This window comes from Microbacterium sp. KNMS, assembly GCF_053851835.1.
In genome coordinates this window covers 110,499-129,981 of sequence record NZ_JBSQBP010000008.1, presented here as the reverse complement: position 1 = coordinate 129,981, position 19,483 = coordinate 110,499, and the positions used below count along the sequence as shown (strand labels likewise).

At 72.2% G+C, this 19,483-nt stretch carries 20 protein-coding genes and 1 riboswitch; of the genes, 13 read left to right on the top strand and 7 right to left on the bottom strand.

The features are described 5' to 3' along the window. Positions 1 to 61: 61 nt before the first annotated feature. The gene (locus ACWXWW_RS07140; RefSeq protein ID WP_271173590.1) at positions 62 to 805 is read right to left on the bottom strand and encodes a phosphoglyceromutase; all 744 of its coding nucleotides are present in this window, start codon (positions 803 to 805) and stop codon (positions 62 to 64) included. Positions 806 to 876: 71 nt separating this feature from the next. Here ACWXWW_RS07140 and ACWXWW_RS07135 point away from each other — a divergent pair, with 71 nt between their 5' ends. Next, on the top strand, positions 877 to 1,695 hold the full coding sequence (locus ACWXWW_RS07135) for a class I SAM-dependent methyltransferase (protein WP_455969457.1): 819 nt from the start codon (positions 877 to 879) through the stop codon (positions 1,693 to 1,695). A gap of 12 nt (positions 1,696 to 1,707) precedes the next feature. Here ACWXWW_RS07135 and ACWXWW_RS07130 read toward each other — a convergent pair whose 3' ends face one another. The 4 genes from ACWXWW_RS07130 to ACWXWW_RS07115 all read right to left on the bottom strand — a co-directional run bounded on the left by ACWXWW_RS07130 (position 1,708) and on the right by ACWXWW_RS07115 (position 5,192). Beyond that, positions 1,708 to 2,832 (bottom strand): FUSC family protein, encoded by a 1,125-nt coding sequence (locus tag ACWXWW_RS07130; protein WP_455969456.1) that lies wholly within the window; start codon positions 2,830 to 2,832, stop codon positions 1,708 to 1,710. A gap of 17 nt (positions 2,833 to 2,849) precedes the next feature. Continuing rightward, positions 2,850 to 3,947, bottom strand: a complete 1,098-nt coding sequence (gene ygfZ, locus ACWXWW_RS07125; RefSeq protein WP_455969455.1) for a CAF17-like 4Fe-4S cluster assembly/insertion protein YgfZ — start codon at positions 3,945 to 3,947, stop codon at positions 2,850 to 2,852. Between the two features lie 172 nt (positions 3,948 to 4,119). After that, the gene (locus ACWXWW_RS07120; protein ID WP_455969454.1) at positions 4,120 to 4,725 is read right to left on the bottom strand and encodes an FABP family protein; all 606 of its coding nucleotides are present in this window, start codon (positions 4,723 to 4,725) and stop codon (positions 4,120 to 4,122) included. 176 nt (positions 4,726 to 4,901) lie between these two features. Next, complete coding sequence (locus tag ACWXWW_RS07115; RefSeq protein ID WP_455969453.1) at positions 4,902 to 5,192, bottom strand: hypothetical protein; 291 nt, start codon at positions 5,190 to 5,192, stop codon at positions 4,902 to 4,904. A 141-nt stretch (positions 5,193 to 5,333) separates the two neighbouring features. Between ACWXWW_RS07115 and ACWXWW_RS07110 the strand changes: the two genes are divergently transcribed. From ACWXWW_RS07110 to ACWXWW_RS07090, 5 genes are read left to right on the top strand one after another with little or no spacing between them, the layout of a single operon-like run. Beyond that, positions 5,334 to 6,032 carry a response regulator transcription factor gene (locus ACWXWW_RS07110; RefSeq protein WP_421075442.1) on the top strand — a complete coding sequence of 233 codons (699 nt, stop codon included), beginning with the start codon at positions 5,334 to 5,336 and terminating at the stop codon, positions 6,030 to 6,032. Positions 6,033 to 6,081: 49 nt separating this feature from the next. Continuing rightward, positions 6,082 to 8,265 carry an RNA degradosome polyphosphate kinase gene (locus ACWXWW_RS07105; protein ID WP_455969452.1) on the top strand — a complete coding sequence of 728 codons (2,184 nt, stop codon included), beginning with the start codon at positions 6,082 to 6,084 and terminating at the stop codon, positions 8,263 to 8,265. Continuing rightward, positions 8,262 to 9,206 carry an NUDIX hydrolase gene (locus ACWXWW_RS07100; RefSeq protein WP_324014120.1) on the top strand — a complete coding sequence of 315 codons (945 nt, stop codon included), beginning with the start codon at positions 8,262 to 8,264 and terminating at the stop codon, positions 9,204 to 9,206. Before ACWXWW_RS07105 ends, ACWXWW_RS07100 begins: the two co-directional genes overlap by 4 nt. A gap of 19 nt (positions 9,207 to 9,225) precedes the next feature. After that, entirely contained in the window at positions 9,226 to 10,233 is a 1,008-nt protein-coding gene (trpS, locus tag ACWXWW_RS07095; protein ID WP_455969451.1) for a tryptophan--tRNA ligase, read from the top strand. Positions 10,234 to 10,240: 7 nt separating this feature from the next. Then, the gene (locus ACWXWW_RS07090; RefSeq protein ID WP_455969450.1) at positions 10,241 to 10,873 is read left to right on the top strand and encodes a GNAT family N-acetyltransferase; all 633 of its coding nucleotides are present in this window, start codon (positions 10,241 to 10,243) and stop codon (positions 10,871 to 10,873) included. 118 nt (positions 10,874 to 10,991) lie between these two features. Here the strand turns inward: ACWXWW_RS07090 and ACWXWW_RS07085 are convergent, their stop codons facing one another. Beyond that, positions 10,992 to 11,864, bottom strand: a complete 873-nt coding sequence (locus ACWXWW_RS07085; RefSeq protein WP_455969449.1) for a hypothetical protein — start codon at positions 11,862 to 11,864, stop codon at positions 10,992 to 10,994. Between the two features lie 230 nt (positions 11,865 to 12,094). Beyond that, positions 12,095 to 12,610 carry an N-acetyltransferase family protein gene (locus ACWXWW_RS07080; protein ID WP_455969448.1) on the bottom strand — a complete coding sequence of 172 codons (516 nt, stop codon included), beginning with the start codon at positions 12,608 to 12,610 and terminating at the stop codon, positions 12,095 to 12,097. 73 nt (positions 12,611 to 12,683) lie between these two features. Between ACWXWW_RS07080 and ACWXWW_RS07075 the strand changes: the two genes are divergently transcribed. The 7 genes from ACWXWW_RS07075 to ACWXWW_RS07045 all read left to right on the top strand — a co-directional run bounded on the left by ACWXWW_RS07075 (position 12,684) and on the right by ACWXWW_RS07045 (position 19,421). After that, a complete protein-coding gene (locus tag ACWXWW_RS07075; protein WP_455969447.1) occupies positions 12,684 to 13,547 on the top strand; it encodes an Fpg/Nei family DNA glycosylase in 864 nt (287 codons plus the stop codon). A gap of 62 nt (positions 13,548 to 13,609) precedes the next feature. Further along, a riboswitch (FMN riboswitch) is annotated at positions 13,610 to 13,756 on the top strand. A gap of 55 nt (positions 13,757 to 13,811) precedes the next feature. Beyond that, the gene (ribD, locus tag ACWXWW_RS07070; protein WP_271173603.1) at positions 13,812 to 14,846 is read left to right on the top strand and encodes a bifunctional diaminohydroxyphosphoribosylaminopyrimidine deaminase/5-amino-6-(5-phosphoribosylamino)uracil reductase RibD; all 1,035 of its coding nucleotides are present in this window, start codon (positions 13,812 to 13,814) and stop codon (positions 14,844 to 14,846) included. A gap of 1 nt (position 14,847) precedes the next feature. Next, the gene (locus ACWXWW_RS07065; RefSeq protein WP_455969446.1) at positions 14,848 to 15,603 is read left to right on the top strand and encodes a riboflavin synthase; all 756 of its coding nucleotides are present in this window, start codon (positions 14,848 to 14,850) and stop codon (positions 15,601 to 15,603) included. After that, the gene (gene ribA, locus ACWXWW_RS07060; RefSeq protein ID WP_271173605.1) at positions 15,600 to 16,886 is read left to right on the top strand and encodes a GTP cyclohydrolase II; all 1,287 of its coding nucleotides are present in this window, start codon (positions 15,600 to 15,602) and stop codon (positions 16,884 to 16,886) included. The genes ACWXWW_RS07065 and ribA overlap by 4 nt, the downstream gene beginning before the upstream one ends. Then, positions 16,883 to 17,356 (top strand): 6,7-dimethyl-8-ribityllumazine synthase, encoded by a 474-nt coding sequence (ribH, locus tag ACWXWW_RS07055; RefSeq protein WP_282979437.1) that lies wholly within the window; start codon positions 16,883 to 16,885, stop codon positions 17,354 to 17,356. Before ribA ends, ribH begins: the two co-directional genes overlap by 4 nt. A gap of 47 nt (positions 17,357 to 17,403) precedes the next feature. Then, positions 17,404 to 17,754: a Fe-S protein gene (locus ACWXWW_RS07050; RefSeq protein WP_324014114.1), complete on the top strand. Its 351-nt coding sequence runs from the start codon at positions 17,404 to 17,406 to the stop codon at positions 17,752 to 17,754. A 236-nt stretch (positions 17,755 to 17,990) separates the two neighbouring features. Beyond that, positions 17,991 to 19,421: an MFS transporter gene (locus ACWXWW_RS07045; protein ID WP_421075437.1), complete on the top strand. Its 1,431-nt coding sequence runs from the start codon at positions 17,991 to 17,993 to the stop codon at positions 19,419 to 19,421. Positions 19,422 to 19,483 lie beyond the last annotated feature (62 nt).

Sequence of the window (19,483 nt, the reverse complement as noted above, 5' to 3'; positions counted from 1 at the left end):
GCTCGGAGATGTGTAGAAGAGACACCCCCGCCGGTCGGCGGGGCGCTTCGTCGTTCTCGGGCTACTTCTTGCCCTGGGCGGCGACCGCTGCGGCGCCGGCCGCTGCGGCCTCCGGGTCGAGGTAGCGGCTCGGGCCGGTCGGCTTCATGTCGTCGTCGAGCTCGTACACGAGCGGGATGCCCGTCGGGATGTTCAGGCCGGCGATGTCGTCGTCGCTGATGCCGTCGAGGTGCTTCACGAGCGCGCGCAGCGAGTTGCCGTGCGCCGTGACGAGCACCGTCTTGCCGGCTGCGAGGTCGGGCACGATCTCCGACTCCCAGTACGGCAGCAGGCGGTCGATGACGATCTTGAGCGACTCGGTGCCGGGGATCTCGCCGTCGATCCCGGCGTAGCGCGGGTCGTGCGTCTGGGCGTACTCGTCCTCGGGGTCGATGACGGGCGGCGGCACGTCGAACGAGCGACGCCACTCCATGAACTTCTCCTCGCCGAACTCGGCGAGCGTCTGCGCCTTGTCCTTGCCCTGCAGAGCGCCGTAGTGGCGCTCGTTCAGGCGCCACGAGCGCTTGACGGGAATCCAGAGGCGGTCGGCCGCGTCGAGCGCGATGTTCGCCGTCTGGATGGCACGGCTCAGCACGGAGGTGTGGAGGATGTCGGGCAGCACGCCCTGCTCCTTCAGCAGCTCGCCGCCGCGCTGGGCCTCGGCCTTCCCCTGCTCCGTGAGCCGCACGTCGACCCATCCGGTGAAGAGGTTCTTCTCGTTCCAGTCGCTCTGCCCGTGGCGGAGCAGGATCAGGGTGTGCGTCATACCTGACATGCTACCGAGGCGACGCGAGGCCCGATGCCGCGGCCCCCGTGCGTTCACGCGAGAATGGAGGCATGCCGACGACCGAGGGCCGACCGACCCGCGGCACGACCGGCACGAACCGGCTGCGCCGCGTCGACCGCTGGATCGCGCAGCACCCCGCGCTCCTCGACGCCGGCGACCCGCTCGTCGTGGACCTCGGCTTCGGCGCGAGCGGCGTGACGGCGCTCGAGCTCGCCGCGCGCCTGCGTCGCGCACGCGCGGATGTCGAGGTGCGCGGTCTCGAGATCGACCTCGAGCGGGTCGAGCGCGCGCGGGCGCAGCTGGCCGACGTCCGCGCGGGGCGCACCGTGTTCGCGCCCGACATCGCGGTCTCGTTCGCACGCGGTGGATTCGAGATCCCGACGGAGGGCGGGCGGCGGCCTGCCGTCGTGCGTGCGTTCAACGTGCTGCGGCAGTACGACGAGCACGAGGTCGCCGCGGCGTGGCGCCGGATGGCCGAGCGGCTCGCGCCCGGCGGCGTCCTCATCGAGGGCACCTGCGACGAGCTCGGCCGCGTCTGCGCGTGGGTCGACGTCGCGCCGACCGGAGAGGCCGTCCGCTTCACGGTCTCGCTGCGGCTCGCCGATCTCGAGCTCCCCGGCATCGTCGCCGAGCGGCTGCCGAAGGCGCTCATCCACCGCAATGTGCCCGGAGAGCGCGTGCACGCGTTCCTGCAGGCGCTCGACGGCGAATGGGAGCGCGCAGCGCACCTCTCCCCCTTCGGCCCTGTGCAGCGCTGGATCGCGACGGTCGAGGCGATGCGCCGCGGCGGATGGGATGTCGTCGGCAGCCGGCGGCGGTGGCGGCTCGGCGAGCTCACGGTGCCGTGGGCGGCCGTCGCGCCCGCGTGAGGCGCGACGCGATCAGATGCGCGGGATGGCCGCTGCCGCCTCGGCGTGGGTGAGACCGCTCGCGACGAGCAGGTCGACCGCGAACGGGCGCAGCGCCGCGAGCAGCGCGAGCTCGCCCTGAGACGCGTCGGGCATCATCGCCGCGGGATCGAGCCGCCGCGCGATCGCGAGGAGCGCCTCTCGCGCCGCGGGCTCGGCGGAGATGTCCTCGAGCGCGTGCGCGACGACGCCCGCCGCGCGCTGGAGCTCGGCGAGCGGCTCGGCGATCGCCGGACGCGGCTCGCCGTCGCGCACGACGTAGGCCGCGCGCCGCGCGACGACGCGCAGATTCCGGGCGGCGAGGTCGACGCTCTGCAGGACGCGCGCGTGGCGGGCGAGCTCGATCCGGCGCGAGCGCAGGAACGGCGAGAGCGCCGAGACCGCCTGCGCCGACTCGAGCGACGTGCGCCAGGCGTCGACATCGCCCTGCAGCCCGCGCGCCTTCTCGAGCCCGCGATCCGCCCGCACGGCGTCGCCGCGTCGGAGCCCCTGGACGACGCGCCCCATCGCCGCGTCGAGCGCCGTGAACAGCACGCGGGCATCGCGCAGCTCGGTGCTCATCGGGTTGCGCGGCAGCAGCGCGGTCATGACGATCGCGAGCGCCCCGCCGATGGCCCCATCCGCGAGCCGGAGGAACGGCAGCGGCCCGGCCGGCAGCACCATCGCGATCGCGGACTGGATGGCCGCCGCGACGGCGAACTGCGGAGAGGGCATGAGGAAGCGCGCGACGAGGAGCGTGACGGCGAGCGTGAGCGCGAGCTGCCACGGCCCTGAGCCGAAGACGAGGCGGAGCAGCTCGGAGATGAGGATGCCCGTGAGCATGCCCAGCACCGTCTCGACGACCCTGCGCGGTCGCGCGTCGCGCGCGAGACCGAGGGAGGAGATCGACACCGTCGCCGCGAGCAGGGGCGCCTCGTGGCCGAGGAGATAGTGCGCGAGGAGGAAGGCGCCCGTGGCCGCGATGACGATCTGGGCGATCGCCGCCCCCGAGTCGCGCACGCGCTCGAGCCCCGGCCGCAGGGAGAGGCGGCGGCGCCACGTGACGGGGATCGCCGCGGTCAGCGGCGAGGTCTCGGGGGCGTCACGCGGCTCGGGCACGTTCCGACGCTACGCCGTCATTGCGCGAGCGGGCGGCGCGACAGGCGCGTGATGCGCGGCACCTCCGCGGTCGCGCCCGCGTCGCCCGGCACGATGACCTCCTGCGCCGCGGCGACGCGCACGCCGTCGGCCTCGACCGCGAGCGTCTCCCCTTCGGGGATGCGACGGGCGACGATCGCGAGCGCGATCGGGCCCAGCTCGTGATGCCACGCCGACGACGTGACGTGCCCGGCCTCGGCCTCGCCCGCGAGCACGCGCGCACCACGCTCGGGGAGCACGCTGTCGCTGCCGTCGAGATGCAGCATCACCAGTCGACGCGGCGGATGGCCGAGGTTGTGCACCTTCGCCACGGTCTCCTGGCCGCGATAGCAGCCCTTCGCGAGGTGCACCGCCGACCGCAGCCAGTCGCTCTCGTGCGGCAGCGCCCGCTCGTCGACCTCGGCGGCCCATCGCGGGCGCCAGGCGGCGATCCGCAGCGCCTCCGCGGCGAGCAGCCCGGCGACCGGGAGCGCTGCAGCGTCCGCCCACACGCTCTCCTCGAGGATGGCCTCGGCCCACGCGTGCGCGGCGCCCGGATGCTCCTCGGTGCGCGCGTACTGCCATCCGCCCGCGCTCACTCCCATCCAGGGGTCCTGCCAGACCAGCGCGATGCCGTTCGGCCGGGCGGCCGCGTCGGCGAGCGCGTGCTCCGCGCCGCCGCCGCGCACGAAGCCGGCCACGCGGAGGTCGGGGCGCGGGGCCACCTCGACCTGCGCGCGGAAGCGCATCATGCCGAGCCACTTCGCGAGTCCGGCGGCATCGGACGCGTCGGCGATGAGCCATGCGGTCGCGCCGTCGTCGATCACCGCCGCCGCGTGCTCGACGTGGCCCTGCGGGTCGAGAACGAGCAGCTCGGTGCTCACGCCGGGCGCGAGGCGCGCGACGGCCTGCGACGTGATGGAGTCGAGCCACGTCAGCCGCTCGGGCCCCGAGACCGCCACGACGGCACGGTCGCCGCGCGGGACGATCGCCTCCCCTTGGGCGAGGGCGCGCTGCTCCCGCGTGGGGTCGCCGAAATGGGCGACGCCGTCATCCGAGAGCACGGCCCCGGGGATCTGGGCGAAGGGATCGGTCATGCTCCCATTCTCCGGCACGGCGCGAACAGAGGCGCCGCGCCGTTTCGACTCGCTCGGCTCTGCGTTTCGACTCGCTCCGCTCGCTCAACGACCGGGAGCGGCTCGCTTCGCTCTGCGTTTCGACTCGCTCCGCTCGCTCAACGACCGGGAGCGGCTCGCTGCGCTCGCAGGGCTATTCGGTGCGGGCGAGGCGCGCGGAGGCGTGCGACCCGAGTTCGCGGCCCAGCGCCGCGATGTCCCACGCCCACAGGAGGTGTCCGTCGACGAGACCGTACATCCGCGTCGCGGCGGCGTAGTGCTTGGCGCCGGCGGTGCGCACGACCGCGTCCGTCGCGATGTCGATGCGAGGCCCCTTGACCTGACCGAGGTAGAGCTCGCTCACGCCGTCCGCGTGCACGAGGTTGACCTCGATCTCGAAGCCGCCGCCCGCGGTGCGCAGGCGCTCGACGTCGTCGGCCGTCCGAGTCGGCTCCGTCTCGAGCGCAGGGAGAAGGCCGGGCCCCGGCGTCGCAGCGTTCGCCGGACGCGAAAGGCGCCAGAAGCCGGTCTCGGCGACGAGCTGCTGCGCGGGGCGCTCGCCCTCGGGGGCGAGCCATGCGGTGGCCGAGTAGTTGAGGTACGGACCGCCGTCATGGCTGAAGCTGACGCGGTGCGTGAACTCGCCCTCGTAGTGGGCCTCCCCGACGCGGTAGTCGATGACGCCCGTCCCCTCCCACACTCCGATGAGCCAGGAGAGCGGGACGAGGTCGGCAGGCAGGTCGGTCGGAATCTCGATCACGAGGCTCCGCCCCGGCTCAGCGCTGGCCGCGGAAGAGGTTGACGATCACTGCGCCGGAGCAGAAGGCGATCGCGAGACTCGCGAGGCCCAGCAGGCCGACGAAGAACAGTTCGAGGGCGACGAGATCCATGGCACCACTCTAGTCCTCCCGGCGCGCCCCGGCGACCGCGCTGAGCTCAGCCGGGGACGATCGCGGCGAGCGCGAAGATCGCGGACACGACGCCCATGATCCCGACCCCGCCGACCGCCGCGGCGGCGACCCGCGAGATGAACCCCTCGGCGCGACCGAGGCGCAGCTCCGCCGCGAACGCGACGAGGAGGGCGACGCCCGCGCCGACGGCGAACCATCCGAACCGATCGGCGGGCGCCACGAAGATGCCGATCGCGATCGCGACCACGCCGGCGAACGCCCAGGTCACGGCCAGGCCGACCGGGAATCTGCGCGGGACGAGCACGGGTTCGGTCACGCCCTCCATCATCGCCGATCGCGGCCCCTGACGACAGGATCCACGGTGGCGTGCCGCGCGCGCAGGCGTCTCGCCGCACTTTCGGCTGCCCCTATCATCGGAAGCACGGCGTGGCACCCGCCGCCGGCGAAAGGACCTCGCTTGGCTCAGCTCCTCGTGCTCAGCTCCGCCCCCGGCGGAGCCTCTGCGCTGCCCGCACTCGAGCTCCTCAGCCACCGCGTGCGACAGATCCCCGCGGAGGCCGCTCAGCTCGTGAACGCACCGAGCGCTGACGCGATCTTCCTCGACGCGCGCACCGACCTCGTCGGCGCGAAGGCGCTCTGCAAGATCCTGAACACGGCGGGCATCGACGCACCCCTCGTCCTCATCGTCACGGAGGGCGGCCTGACGGCCGTCTCCCCCGACTGGGGCGTCGACGACGTCATCCTCGCGACGGCCGGCCCCGCCGAAGCCGATGCGCGCATCCGCCTCGTGGTGGGGCGGCGCACCGCGGAGGAGACCTCGAGCCGCGTCCAGACCTCGGGCATCACGATCGACGAGGCCTCGTACTCGGCCAAGGTGCACGGGAAGCCGCTCGACCTCACGTACAAGGAGTTCCAGCTCCTGCACTTCTTCGCGACCCACCCCTCGCGGGTGTTCACGCGCGAGCAGCTGCTGAGCGAGGTGTGGGGCTACGACTACTTCGGCGGCACCCGCACGGTCGACGTGCACGTTCGGCGCCTGCGCGCGAAGCTCGGCGACCTCGAGCAGCTCATCGGCACCGTGCGGAACGTCGGCTATCGGTTCAACGTCTCGGAGGACGACGAGGACGCGCCGGCGCAGGGAGCGCGGAAGGCCTGACGCGCCGCCCGTTCACACGCGCGACACCCGCGGGTGCCAGGATAGGCACATGACGGATGCGCCCCTGGTCGACCCCGGCTTCGACACCGAGGACGACGACTTCGACGAGATCGTGGAAGCCCCCGATGCGAGCCTCCCCGAGCATCGCTTCATGGACCGAGAGCTCAGCTGGCTCGCGTTCAACAACCGCGTGCTCGAGCTCGCGGAGGACCCGGCGCTTCCGCTCCTCGAGCGTGCGAACTTCCTCGCGATCTTCGCGAGCAACCTCGACGAGTTCTTCATGGTCCGCGTCGCGGGCCTCAAGCGGCGCATCGTGACGGGCCTGGCCGTCCCGACGAACGTCGGGACGGCGCCCGCGAAGGTGCTCTCCAACATCTCCGAGCTCGCGCACGAGCTGCAGGCGCGCCACGCGGCCGTCTGGAACGACGACCTCAAGCCCGCGCTCTCCGAGGCCGGGATCGACTTCGTCCGCTGGGACGAGCTCACCGACAGCGAGCGCGCCGACCTCTACGAGTACTTTCAGGCGCAGGTCTTCCCCGTGCTCATGCCGCTCGCGGTCGACCCGGCTCACCCGTTCCCGTACATCTCTGGCCTCTCGCTCAACCTCGCCATCCGCATCCGCAACGCGCGCACGGGGCGCGAGGAGTTCGCGCGCCTGAAGGTGCCGCAGATGCTCCCCCGCCTCGTGCAGGTTCCCGCGAAGGACGACGCGCCCGGCAGCATCCGCTACCTCGCGCTCGAGGACCTCATCGCCGAGAACCTCGCCGACCTCTTCCCCGGGATGGAGATCCTCGACCACCACGCGTTCCGCCTCACGCGCAACGAGGACGTGACGATCGAGGAGGACGAGTCGGAGAACCTCATCCAGGCGCTCGAAGCGGAGCTGCTGCGCCGCCGGTTCGGCCCGCCCATCCGCCTCGAGATCACCGAGGACATGGACGACGTCACCCTCGACCTGCTCATCCGCGAGCTCGACATCTCTGAGCAGGAGGTCTATCGCCTCCCGTCTCCGCTCGACCTCCGGTCGCTCTTCAGCCTCGGGAAGATCGACCGGCCCGAGCTGAAGTTCAAGCCGCACCTGCCCGTGACGCCGCTCGCCTTCCAGCCCGCCGACGCGGACTCGAAGCACGCGCGCGCCGACATCTTCGGCGCCATCCGCAAGGGCGACGTGCTCGTGCACCACCCGTACGAGTCCTTCGCGACGAGCGTGCAGGCGTTCCTCGAGCAGGCCGCGCGCGACCCGCACGTGCTCGCGATCAAGCAGACGCTCTACCGCACCTCGGGCGACAGCCCCATCGTGCAGGCGCTCATCGACGCGGCCGAGGCCGGCAAGCAGGTGCTCGCACTCGTCGAGGTCAAGGCGCGCTTCGACGAGGCCAACAACATCGAGTGGGCGCGCAAGCTCGAGAAGGCGGGCGTGCACGTCGTCTACGGCCTCGTCGGGCTCAAGACCCACTGCAAGCTCGCCCTCGTCATCCGCGAGGAGAAGGGCCTTCTGCGCCACTACACGCACGTCGGCACGGGCAACTACAACCCCAAGACGAGCCGCATCTACGAGGACCTCGGCCTCTTCACGTGCGACCCCGATGTGGGGCGCGACGTCACCCGCCTGTTCAACGAGCTGAGCGGGTACGCGATCGAGAAGAAGTTCAAGCGCCTCCTCGTCGCGCCGCTCCACCTCCGCAAGGGCCTCCTGCGCCTCATCGAGCGCGAGCGCCGCAACGCGCTGGCCGGCAAGCCCGCGCACGTGCGCATCAAGGTCAACTCGATGGTCGACGAGCAGATCATCGACGCGCTCTACCGCGCGTCGCTCGCGGGCGTGCAGGTCGACGTCTGGGTCCGCGGCATCTGCAGCCTCCGCGTGGATCTGCCCGGGGTGAGCGACAACATCCGCGTCCGCAGCGTGCTCGGCCGCTACCTCGAGCACGCGCGCATCTTCGCGTTCGCGAACGACGGCGACCCCGAGGTCTACATCGGCAGCGCCGACATGATGCACCGCAACCTCGACCGCCGCGTCGAGGCGCTCGTCCGGGTCGCGAAGCCGCAGCACATCAAGGAGCTGCAGGCGTTCTTCGACCTCGGGATGGATGACGCGAGCGCGACCTGGCACCTCGGCGCCGAGGGCGTGTGGACGCGCCACCACCTCGATGAGAACGGCAAGCCGCTCGCCGACGTGCAGGATAAGACCATGGCAGCAATCCAGCGACGACGGCGTCCGCGCGCGACTCGATGACGTCAGCGCATCGACCCGTGTACGCCGCGGGGTGCGTGGTGTGGCGCGAGCTCGACGGCGAGCTCCTCGTCCTCCTCGTGCACCGCGGCAAGTACCGCGACATCTCCCTCCCGAAGGGCAAGCTCGATCCGGGAGAGATGCTCGCGGAGACCGCCGTGCGCGAGATCCACGAGGAGACGGGCCTGCGGGTGTCGCTCGGCCCTTCGGTGGGCCAGTCGGTCTACATCCAGCCGTCCGGACGCGAGAAGATCGTGCACTACTGGGCCGCCGAGGCGACGCAGGAGGCGATCCGCGCCAGCACGTTCGTGCCGAACAAGGAGATCGCCGGGCTTGAGTGGGTCACCGTCGGCGCGGCACGCAAGCGCCTCAGCTACCCGGTCGACCAGGACATCCTCGATCGCTTCGAGCGGCTGCGCCGCGCCGCGAGCCTCCGCACGTTCCCGGTCGTCGTGCTGCGGCACGGGAAGGCCGTCGCGCGCGACGAATGGGGCGGCGAGGACGCCGCCCGTCCGCTGCAGACCCGCGGCAAGGAGCAGGCGAAGGCGATCGTCGGAGCCCTGCGCGCGTTCGGCGTCCGCAAGATCGTCTCGAGCGACGCCGAGCGGTGCGTGAAGACGGTGACGCCGCTGTCGAAGGCGATCGGCCGCCGGATCGTCGAGACGCCCCTCATCAGCGAGGACGCATGGGATGCCGGCACGGCGGATGCCCGCGAGGTCGTCGGCCGCCGGGTGCGGTCGGGCAAGCCCGCCGTCATCTGCAGCCATCGGCCCGTGATCCCCGCGCTCATGCGGGAGCTGGCGCTCGCGACGGGGACCGTCCACGGGCCCCATCTCGAGAGCGCGGCGGGCCTCGACCCCGGCGCCTTCGCGGTCGTGCACCTCTCGGCGACGAACCCCGGGGCGGGCATCGTCGCGATCGAGACGCACGCTCCCGGGGTCTGACGGCGTCTAGAATCGTCCGGTGACTCAGAAAGCGCGCCTCTACTCGGGAATGCAGCCGTCGGCCGATTCGCTCCAGATCGGCAACTACATCGGGGCTCTCCTGCAGTGGCGCGACATGCAGGACACGTACGACGCGTTCTTCTCGGTCGTCGATCTGCACGCGCTCACCCAGCCGAACGACCCGGCCGAGCTCCGCGAGAAGACCCGCCGCACGGCCGCGCAGTACATCGCGGCCGGCATCGAGCCGTCGCGGTCGACGCTGTACGTGCAGTCGCACGTGCGCGCGCACGCCGAGCTCGCCTGGATCCTCTCCACGATCACCGGCTTCGGCGAGGCCGGCCGCATGACGCAGTTCAAGGACAAGTCGCAGCGCTACGGCGCCGACGCGACGAGCGTCGGCCTCTTCACGTATCCCGTGCTCATGGCCGCCGACATCCTGCTCTACCAGACGCACGTCGTCCCGGTCGGCGACGACCAGAAGCAGCACGTCGAGCTCACGCGCGACCTCGCCGAGCGCTTCAACGCGCGCTACGGCGAGACGTTCCGCGTGCCGGAGCCGGTGATCCAGGCCGAGACGGCGCGCATCTACGACCTGCAGAACCCCTCGGCGAAGATGTCGAAGTCGGCGGAGTCGCACGCGGGCGTGCTGTGGCTGCTCGACGACGTCGACGTCACGGCCAAGAAGATCATGCGCGCCGTGACCGACAACGACGGCGTCGTCGCCTACGACCGCGAGGGCAAGCCCGGCGTCTCGAACCTCCTCACGATCTACGCGGCCCTCACCGGCCGTCAGATCCCCTCGATCGAGGACGAGTACGCCGGCCGCGGTTACGGCGACTTCAAGAAGGGCCTGCGCGACGTCGTCGTGGCCGAGTTCGAGCCGGTCCGCGCGCGGGCCCTCGAGCTGCTCGATGACCCCGCCGAGCTCGACCACGTGCTCGCCGTCAACGCCGAGAAGGCCGCGGCCGTCGCCGACGAGACCCTGAGCACCGTGTACGACCGCGTCGGACTGCTGCGCCGTGCGTGATGCGCTGATGCTGCGGACCGCCCGCCTGACTCTCACGCCGCCGACCGAGGACGACGTCGAGGCCATCCACCTCGCCTGCCAGGACACCGAGGTGCAGCGGTGGACGAACGTGCCGTCCCCCTACACGCGGGAGGACGCCGAGCAGTTCGTCGTGCTCTGCGCCGAGCGGCGCAGCGCCGGCGAGGAGATCACCTGGGCGATCCACGACGCCGAGGGTCTCGTCGGGATGATCGGCCTGCACCGGATCGGGGACGGCTCGGCCGAGCTCGGCTACTGGATCTCCGCCGACGCGCGCGGGCGCGGCTACGGCGCCGAGGCCGGCTGCGCGGTCGTCGACTTCGCCCTCGGCCCCATGCGCCTCGAGCGGATCGAGTGGCACGCGGTCGCCGGGAACGAGCCGTCCGCCCGCCTCGCACGCTCGCTCGGGTTCCGGTTCGAGGGCACGCGGCGCCGCGGCATCCGCGCCTCCGCCGAGCGCGAGGACGCGTGGATCGCGGGCCTCGTGGCGAGCGACGACCGCTCCCCCGTCGACTGGCCGGTGCTCGAGCCGAAGACCGCGTCGCTGTCGATCCGCCGGCGCCGTCGGCGGCCCATCCGCGTCTCCGGTCCGCGCACGGCGGCCTCGTCCGCTCTGCGCTGAGAGCTGCCGGGACACAGCGCAGGAGTTCTTTCGCCCTTCGCTGCCGACGGCCGCGTGATCCCGCGTGCCGGCAGCCTCTGCTCGGACGGATCTCCTGCGTTCTGTCCCGGGAGGTCGCTCAGCGGCGAGCGCGCAGGAGCCCGCGGACCGCGGCGACGAGCACGTGCCGCTCCTCGAAGACCGTCATCGCCGTGACCCGGACGCACGCGTAGCCGCGCGCGGCGAGCGCGAGGTCGCGGCGCCGGTCCTCCAGCTGGGCCGCCCAGCTCTCGTGGAACGCCTTGCCGTCGCATTCGACGACGATCCATCCGTCGACGAGCAGGTCGACGCGGCCGACCCCGTCGATGCGCACCTGGAGGTCGATCGTCCGGCCGAGCACGCGGAGCGCCAGGCGCGCGAGCGACTCGGCGCCGGATTCCGCCCGGCCGTCGATGAGCGGACGCAGCGCGGCGCAGCGCGCAGGGAGGAGCGCGAACAGCGCGTCGATCTGATCAGCGCGGATCACCCCGAGGTGGAGCGCACTGTCGATCGTGGCCACGGCGTCGCGCGGATGCTGGCAGCGCACGGCACGCGCGGCAGAGGCGACGGGGTCGGCGAGGAGGTCGTGGTCGGGCGCCGGGTCGTCTCGCCAGTGCACGACGACGCCGTGCACTGCCGCGAGGCACTGCTTGCGATCCTCGGGCGATGCGAGTCGGCCGCTGCGCGGATCCACCTGGATGTGCAGTCCTCCGCGCTCGCGCACGAAGACGCCCCGCTCCCGCATCGCCGAGACGCAGTCCAGTCGGCCTCCGACCCGCGCTGCCCGAAGGATGTCCTCCGACTCCCCGCGTTCGACGTACACGTCTCGCCGCACGCGCACGTACTCGCCCTCCGCGACCCTGCGCCGGATCGTCCGTCGGCTCATCCCCCGCGCGCGCAGCGCGGCGAAGGAGAACGACCTCGGCGACCTCCGCGCCTTCCTCCGCGCTTCGGCGGTGCTGCCTCCTGCCATGAAGGCATCGTGCCCGTGGCGACAGCGACGGGGAGACGTGAGAGGCGGACCTGTGGAGGTCTTCACCCCGACACGCCGCCTGTGCACGACGCGTCGGCGCGGGGTGCGGGACACAACGCAGGAACTTCGCGCGCGCAGCCGCCGACGGGGCGCGGATTCTCGGGGGCCGCTGCTCGCCGCCCCGCTGAAACTCCTGCGTTCTGTCCCGGGCGGCGAACGCGCCCGGGCCCCTACACGACGCGGTATTTGAAGCCGACGTGCGAGGCGACGAATCCGAGGCGCTCGTAGAAGCGGTGCGCCGCGACGCGCGCGGAGTCCGAGGTCAGCTGCACGAGTGCGCAGCCGAGCGCTGGCGCCGCGTCGTCGACCACCCACCGCATCATCGCCGACCCGACGCCCGATGAGCGTAGGTCGGAGCGCACGCGAACGGCCTCGACGAGCAGCCGTGTAGCGCCCTGACGGGCCATTCCCGGGATGCGGGTGAGCTGAAGCGTCCCGATGAGCGCACCATCGGCGGCCTCCGCGACGAGCAGCGCGTTCGCGGGGTCGGCCTGGATGGCCGCGAGTGCGGCGGCGTAGGCGGGGCGGTCCTCCTCCGCGGCGACGTCGCCGCGCGCGGCGCTCACCTCGTCGTCCGCGAGCAGCGCCATGAGCGCGTCGAGGTCCTCCTCGCGGGCCGCGCGCAGCGTCACCTCCCCCAGCCGGGACTCGAGGACGACGGGCAGCAGCGCGAGCTCGGCGATCACGGATCCAGTGTCGCATCGGCGTCGCCCTGTCCAGCCCGTGACGGATGTCCGTGCGCGGTGCGAGGATGGCGGCATGCCCGAGATGCCGGAGGTGGAGGGGCTCGTGCGCTATCTGCGCGAGCGCACGTCGGGGCGCGCTGTCGTCAAGGCCCAGGTGGCCGCGATCGCGGCGCTCAAGACGTACGATCCTCCGATCGACGCGATCGTCGGCGCCCGCGTGCGCGACGCGCAGCGCCACGGCAAGTTCGTCGACCTCGAGTTCGACGGCGGTCTCCACCTCATCTTCCACCTCGCGAAGGCCGGATGGCTGCGCTGGCACGAGTCGCTGCCGGCGACCGTGATCAAGCCGGGCCGCTCGCCGATCGCCCTGCGGATCGGGTTCGACGACGGCTCGGGCTTCGACCTCACCGAGGCCGGCACGAAGAAGTCGCTCGCGGTGTACGTCGTCCGGGCGATCGGCGACGTGCCCGGCATCGCGCGCCTCGGCCCCGATCCGCTGGGCGACGGCTTCGACCGCGACGCTCTCGCCGGGCTGCTGCGCGGGCGCCGCACGCAGATCAAGGGGCTCCTGCGCGACCAGTCCGTGATCGCGGGCATCGGGAACGCCTACTCCGACGAGATCCTGCATGCCGCGCGGATGTCGCCCTACGCGCTCGCGGCGAACCTCGACGACGCCGAGGTCGACCGCCTCTACGACGCGCTCCGCGCGACCCTCGCCGAGGCCGTCGCGACGGCCTCGGGCAAGCCGCCGGCCGATCTCAAGGACGCGAAGCGGCGCGGGATGGCCGTGCACGCGCGATCGGGCGAGGCCTGCCCCGTCTGCGGAGACACCATCCGCAGCGTCTTCTTCGCCGACACCGACTTCCAGTACTGCCCGACGTGCCAGACGGGCGGCAAGGTCCTCGCCGACCGTCGGCTGTCGCGCCTGCTGAAATAGGGCGACGCATACGCCGCCGGGAATAGCGGCGCACGGTCGCGGTTGATTATGCTGAGTGCACAGAACGTGCTCCGGGGTCGGTGAGAATCCGAACCGGCGGTGACAGTCCGCGAACCCCCGTCCTGATGGCGGGGGCCGATCCGGTGGGATTCCGGAACCGACGGTGATGCAGGCGCAGCCTGCGAGTCCGGATGAGAGGCAGCACGTGACGTCGCCCGTCGAGGGCGCCGTTCGCGAACCCCGGGGTGCCTGCAGGAGGTTCGGATGGCGTTCAGCGACGCGGAGCAGCGGGCGATGGCCCGCGCGCTCGAGCTCGCGCGCCGCGGGCCGCGCAGCCGGAACCCGCAGGTCGGCGCGGTCATCCTCTCCCCCGACGGCGATGTGATCGCCGAGGGCTGGCACCATGGGGCCGGGACCGCGCATGCCGAGGTCGACGCGCTCTCGCACCTCGCCCCGGGCGCGGCCCGCGGCGCGACGGCGGTCGTGACGCTCGAGCCGTGCAACCACACCGGCCGCACGGGCCCCTGCTCGGAGGCCCTCATCGCCGCGGGCGTCGCGCGCGTCGTGTACGCACTGGACGACCCGGGCGATGTCGAGAGCGGAGGCGGCGATCGCCTCCGCGCCGCGGGCGTGAGCGTCGAGAGCGGCCTCATGGCACCCGAGGCCCATGCGCTTCTCGACTCGTGGCTGACGGCGCGACGGCTCGGCCGCCCCCACGTCACGATCAAGTGGGCCCAGAGCCTCGACGGCCGCGCGGCCGCGGCCGACGGCACGAGCCAGTGGATCACGGGAGCCGAGGCGCGGGCGGATGTCCATGTCCGGCGGGCGCAGGCCGATGCGATCGTCGTCGGGTCGGGCACCCTGCTCGCCGACGACCCTGCTCTCACGGCCCGCGACGGCGACGCCCTGCACCCCGCGCAGCCCGTCCCCGTCGTGATCGGCACCGCCGACATCCCCGACGGAGCGGCCATCCGCCGCCATCCGCATGAGGCGATCCACTACCGCACGCGCGATCTGCGCGCCGTTCTCGACGACCTCCACGAGCGCGGGCTCCACCGCGTGTTCGTCGAGGGCGGGCCGACGCTCGCGAGCGCCTTCCTCGCTGCGGGACTCGCCGACCGCGTCCTCGTCTATCTCGCGCCGACCCTCCTCGGGGGTCCGCGGCTCGCGCTCGGCGAGATCGGCGTCCCCACCATCTCCCGGCAGCGGCGCCTCGCCGTCGAGCAGGTCGATCGCCTCGGCTCCGACCTCCTCGTCGTGGCCCGCCCGGCCCCCGAAGCCCCCGAAGGAGGCAGCTGACATGTTCACCGGCATCATCGAGGAGATCGGCCGCATCACGGCGATCGAGCCCTCCGGCGACGGCGTGCGCCTCACGCTCCACGCCCCGCGCGTGATCGAGGACGTGCACCACGGCGACTCGATCGCGGTGAGCGGCGTGTGCCTCACGGTCGTGGACTGGACGGACGAGGGCTTCACGGCAGACGTCATGAAGCAGACGCTCGACATGTCGACGCTCGACGCGGCGCGGACGGGCACCCCCGTCAACCTCGAGCGGGCGACGGCCTCGGGCGGCCGGCTCGGCGGCCACATCGTGCAGGGGCACATCGACGGCACGGGAACCCTCGTCGACGTCCGGCCCGGCGGGCAGTGGCGCGTCGTGCGCATCGCGCTCCCCGCCGAGCTCGCGCCCCTCGTCGTCGACAAGGGCTCGATCGCGGTCGACGGCGTCTCGCTCACCGTGAGCGCCGTCAGCCCCGCCCACGAGCCGACGCCGTGGTTCGAGGTGTCGCTCATCCCCGAGACGCTCGAGGCGACGACCCTCGGCGAGCGCCGCGTCGGCGACGCCGTCAACCTCGAGACCGACATCCTCGCGCGCCACGTGCAGCGGCTGCTGTCCTTCGGCGCGCAGCAGGCGACCCCCGCGCCCGTCCGCGCGGCCGTCGCGACCGCCCAGCGCGAGGCCGGGACGGGTCACGAGTCGTCCTTCGCGACGTACGACGTTCCGCCCGCCGACTTCGTCATCCTCCGCTCCACCCCCGAAGGAGGCTCGCGATGAGCCTTGCCAGCCAGCTGTCGACCATCCCCGAGGCGCTCGAGGCGCTCCGGGCGGGCCGCCCCGTCCTCGTGGCCGACGACGAGAACCGCGAGAACGAGGGCGATGTCATCCTCTCGGCGCAGCTCGCGACACCCGAGTGGATCGCCTGGACCGTGCGGTACTCCTCGGGCTTCCTGTGCGCCCCCATGCCCCAGGACTGGGCCGACCGCCTCGACCTCGCGCCCATGGTGGCCGTGAACGAGGACGCGCGGTCGACCGCGTACACGGTGAGCGTCGACGCGGCCGAGGGCGTCACGACGGGCATCAGCGCGCACGATCGCGCCCGCACGGTCAACGTTCTCGCCGACCCCGAGTCGACGCCGACGAGCATCATCCGCCCCGGCCACATCCTGCCCCTGCGCGCCGTGCCCGGCGGCGTCCGCGAGCGCTCGGGCCACACCGAGGCCGCGGTCGACCTCATGCGCCTCGCGGGCCTCGCACCCGTCGGCGTGATCGGCGAGGTCGTGGCGGAGGACGGCGACATGATGCGCCTCCCCGGTCTCATCGAGCTTGGACAGCGCGAGGGGCTCCCTGTCGTCACGATCGAGCAGCTCATCGCCTACCTCGAGGAGAACGACCCGTCGGCGGAGCCCGTCACGCCGTTCCGCCGCCAGGTGAGCCTGCGCGCGGACTCCACCGTCCCGACCTCGCACGGCGTCTTCCGCTTCCTCGCATACAAGGACCGGATCACCGGCACCGACCACCTCGCGGTCGTCAAGGGCGACCTCACCGACGACGCGCCCCTCGTGCGCGTGCACTCGGAGTGCCTCACGGGCGAGGCGTTCGGCTCGCTCAAGTGCGAGTGCGGCCCCCAGCTCGACGCCGCGCTCGACGCGATCGAGCAGGACGGCGGCGTGGTCATCTACATGCGCGGGCACGAAGGGCGCGGCATCGGCCTCATCAACAAGCTGCGCGCCTACGCGCTGCAGGAGCGCGGCCTCGACACCGTCGACGCCAACACGGCGCTCGGACTCCCCGCCGACGCGCGCGACTACGCGGCGGCCGCGGGCATCCTCGCCGATCTCGGCGTCGAGCGCATCCGCCTCCTCACGAACAACACCGACAAGGTCAGCCAGCTGCGCGCCCTCGGGCTCGAGGTCGTCGAGCAGGTGCCGCTGATCGTCGGCGTCGGACCCAACAACCACCAGTACCTCGAGACGAAGCGCGACCGGATGGGTCACGTGATCGGCGAGGAGGCGCTCGCCGCGGCGGTCGCCCAGATGCACGAAGGAGCAGAGAAGTGAGCGGCAAGGGAGCACCCGAGAAGGGCGGCATCGCGGCGGATGGCCTGCGCGTGACGATCGTCGCGGGCACGTGGCACGACGAGATCACCGACGGGCTCATCGCAGGGGCGCAGCGCACCCTCGACGCGGCGGGCGCCGAGTCGACGCTCGTGCGCGTGGCGGGCTCGTTCGAGCTCCCGGTCGTCGCGAAGGCGGCGCTCGAGGCGGGCGCGGACGCGGTCGTCGCCCTCGGCGTCATCATCCGCGGAGGAACGCCCCACTTCGACTTCGTCTCGAACGCCGCGACGGATGGCCTCACGCGCGTCGCGCTCGACACCGGCAAGCCGGTCGGCTTCGGCGTGCTCACCCTGGACGATGAGCAGCAGGGCCTCGACCGCGCGGGCCTGCCTGGCTCGAAGGAGGACAAGGGCGCAGAGGCGGCCGACGCGGCGCTGCGCACGGCGCTCACGCTGCGCGCGCTCCGCGGCTGAGGGCGACCTTCCTTCTACATATCGTAGAAAACCCGTAGGGTGTGCTCATGGAGATCCTGCGCAGCATCGTCATCGTCATCCACCTCGTCGGCTTCGCGACGCTCTTCGGCTCGTGGCTCGTCGAGGTCGCGAACCGGCGGACGCACGTCACGCGGCTCATGCACTGGGGGCTCGCGATCGCCGGTCTCGCGGGTCTCGCTCTGGCCGCCCCGTGGGGCGTGGACGGCGACCTGAACTACGCCAAGATCGGCGTCAAGCTCGTCGTGCTCCTCGTGATCGGCGCGCTCCTCGGCATCCTCTCCGCACGGCAGAAGCGCGGCGCGCAGACGCCGCCCGCGCTGTTCTGGATGGTCGGCATCCTCACGCTCGCGAACGCGACGATCGCGGTCATCTGGTGACCGCATCCGAGCCTTCGGGCCGCTGAGCATTCCGCCCACCGGCTCCGGCACGCACGACGGCCCCTCTGCGCACCTTTCGCGCGAGGGGCCGTCGCGGTCTCCGTATTGCTGAGGGCGCGTAGACTTGACGATCGCGTCCGCGCGTCGAGACGGCCATCCAGCCGGCGACGACGCCGACGCCGTCTCCCCGGCGAGCGCCCTCCGCGCCGCCGTCTTCCCTCCGGACAGGCATCTCCATGACATCCACCGCAGCACAGAGCCCCGACGCCCCCGCCGCCGCCACGCCCGCGAACACGCGCGGCCGCGTCATCACCGCGAGCCTCGTCGGCACGACGATCGAGTTCTACGACTTCTACGCCTACGCGACGGCGGCCGTCCTCGTCTTCCCTGCTCTCTTCTTCCCGACGGGCAACGAGACCACGGCGCTGCTCGCGTCGTTCGCGACCTTCGGCGCCGCGATGCTCGCGCGCCCGGTCGGGGCGATCGTCTTCGGCCACTTCGGCGACCGGTTCGGACGCAAGGCGACCCTCGTCGCATCGCTGCTCACGATGGGCATCGCGACCTTCCTCATCGGCCTGCTGCCGACCTACCAGCTCATCGGCGCGTGGGCAGCGCTCCTCCTGCTCATCCTGCGGCTCGCGCAGGGCTTCGCGCTGGGCGGCGAGTGGTCGGGCGCCGCGCTCGTGGCGACCGAGAACGCGCCCGCCGGCAAGCGCGCCCTCTACGGGACGTTCCCCCAGCTCGGCGCGCCGATCGGCTTCATCATCGCGAACACCCTCTTCCTCGTGATCAACTTCGCCCTGCCCGGCGAGGGTGGCCTCGCATCGGAGGCGTTCCTCGCGTGGGGCTGGCGCATCCCGTTCCTCTTCTCCGCCGTCATGGTGATCATCGGCCTCTGGGTCCGCCTCAAGCTCGTCGAGTCGGACTCGTTCACGAAGGCGGAGAAGACCGGCGCGATCCAGAAGTTCCCGCTCGGCGCGACCGTCCGCACGCACTGGCGCCCGCTCATCCTGGGCACCTTCTACATGCTCGCGACCTACGTGCTCTTCTACCTCATGACGAGCTTCACGCTCGCGTACGGCACCCGCCCGGCGACCGCCCCCGAGGGCGTCGACCCCGCGACCTTCGTGCCCGGGCTCGGGTTCACGTACGTCGACTTCGTGCTCATGCAGATCATCGGCGTCGTGTTCTTCGGCCTCTGCACGCTGCTCTCGGGACCGCTCGCCGACTCGGTCGGACGCCGCCGTCTCCTCATCTGGGTCACGACCGCGATCATCGTGTTCGGTCTGCTCTTCGTCGTCTTCCTCCTGCCGCAGGGCCAGGAGAAGTTCACGGGTGCGCTCGTGCAGGCGTTCCTCATCTTCGGATTCCTCCTCATGGGCATGACGTTCGGGCCCATGGGCGCGCTGCTTCCCGAGCTGTTCCCGACCAACGTGCGGTACACCGGCTCGGCCGTGTCGTACAACGTCGCATCGATCCTCGGCGCCGCCGTGGCGCCCTCGATCGCGCTGGGTCTGTGGGCCCTCGGCGGCGGCAACCCCTGGCTCGTCGGCGTGTACCTCGCCGCGGCCGGCGTGCTCACGCTCGTCGCGCTCCTCATCGGCAAGGAGACGAAGGACGTCGACCTCGACGACGACGCGGCGGTCGCAGCGGCCTCCCGACGCTGAGCCGATGCGCGGGGCGGTTGCCTAGGCTGGCTGAGGTGCGCTCGGCGATCCCCCGCGCACCT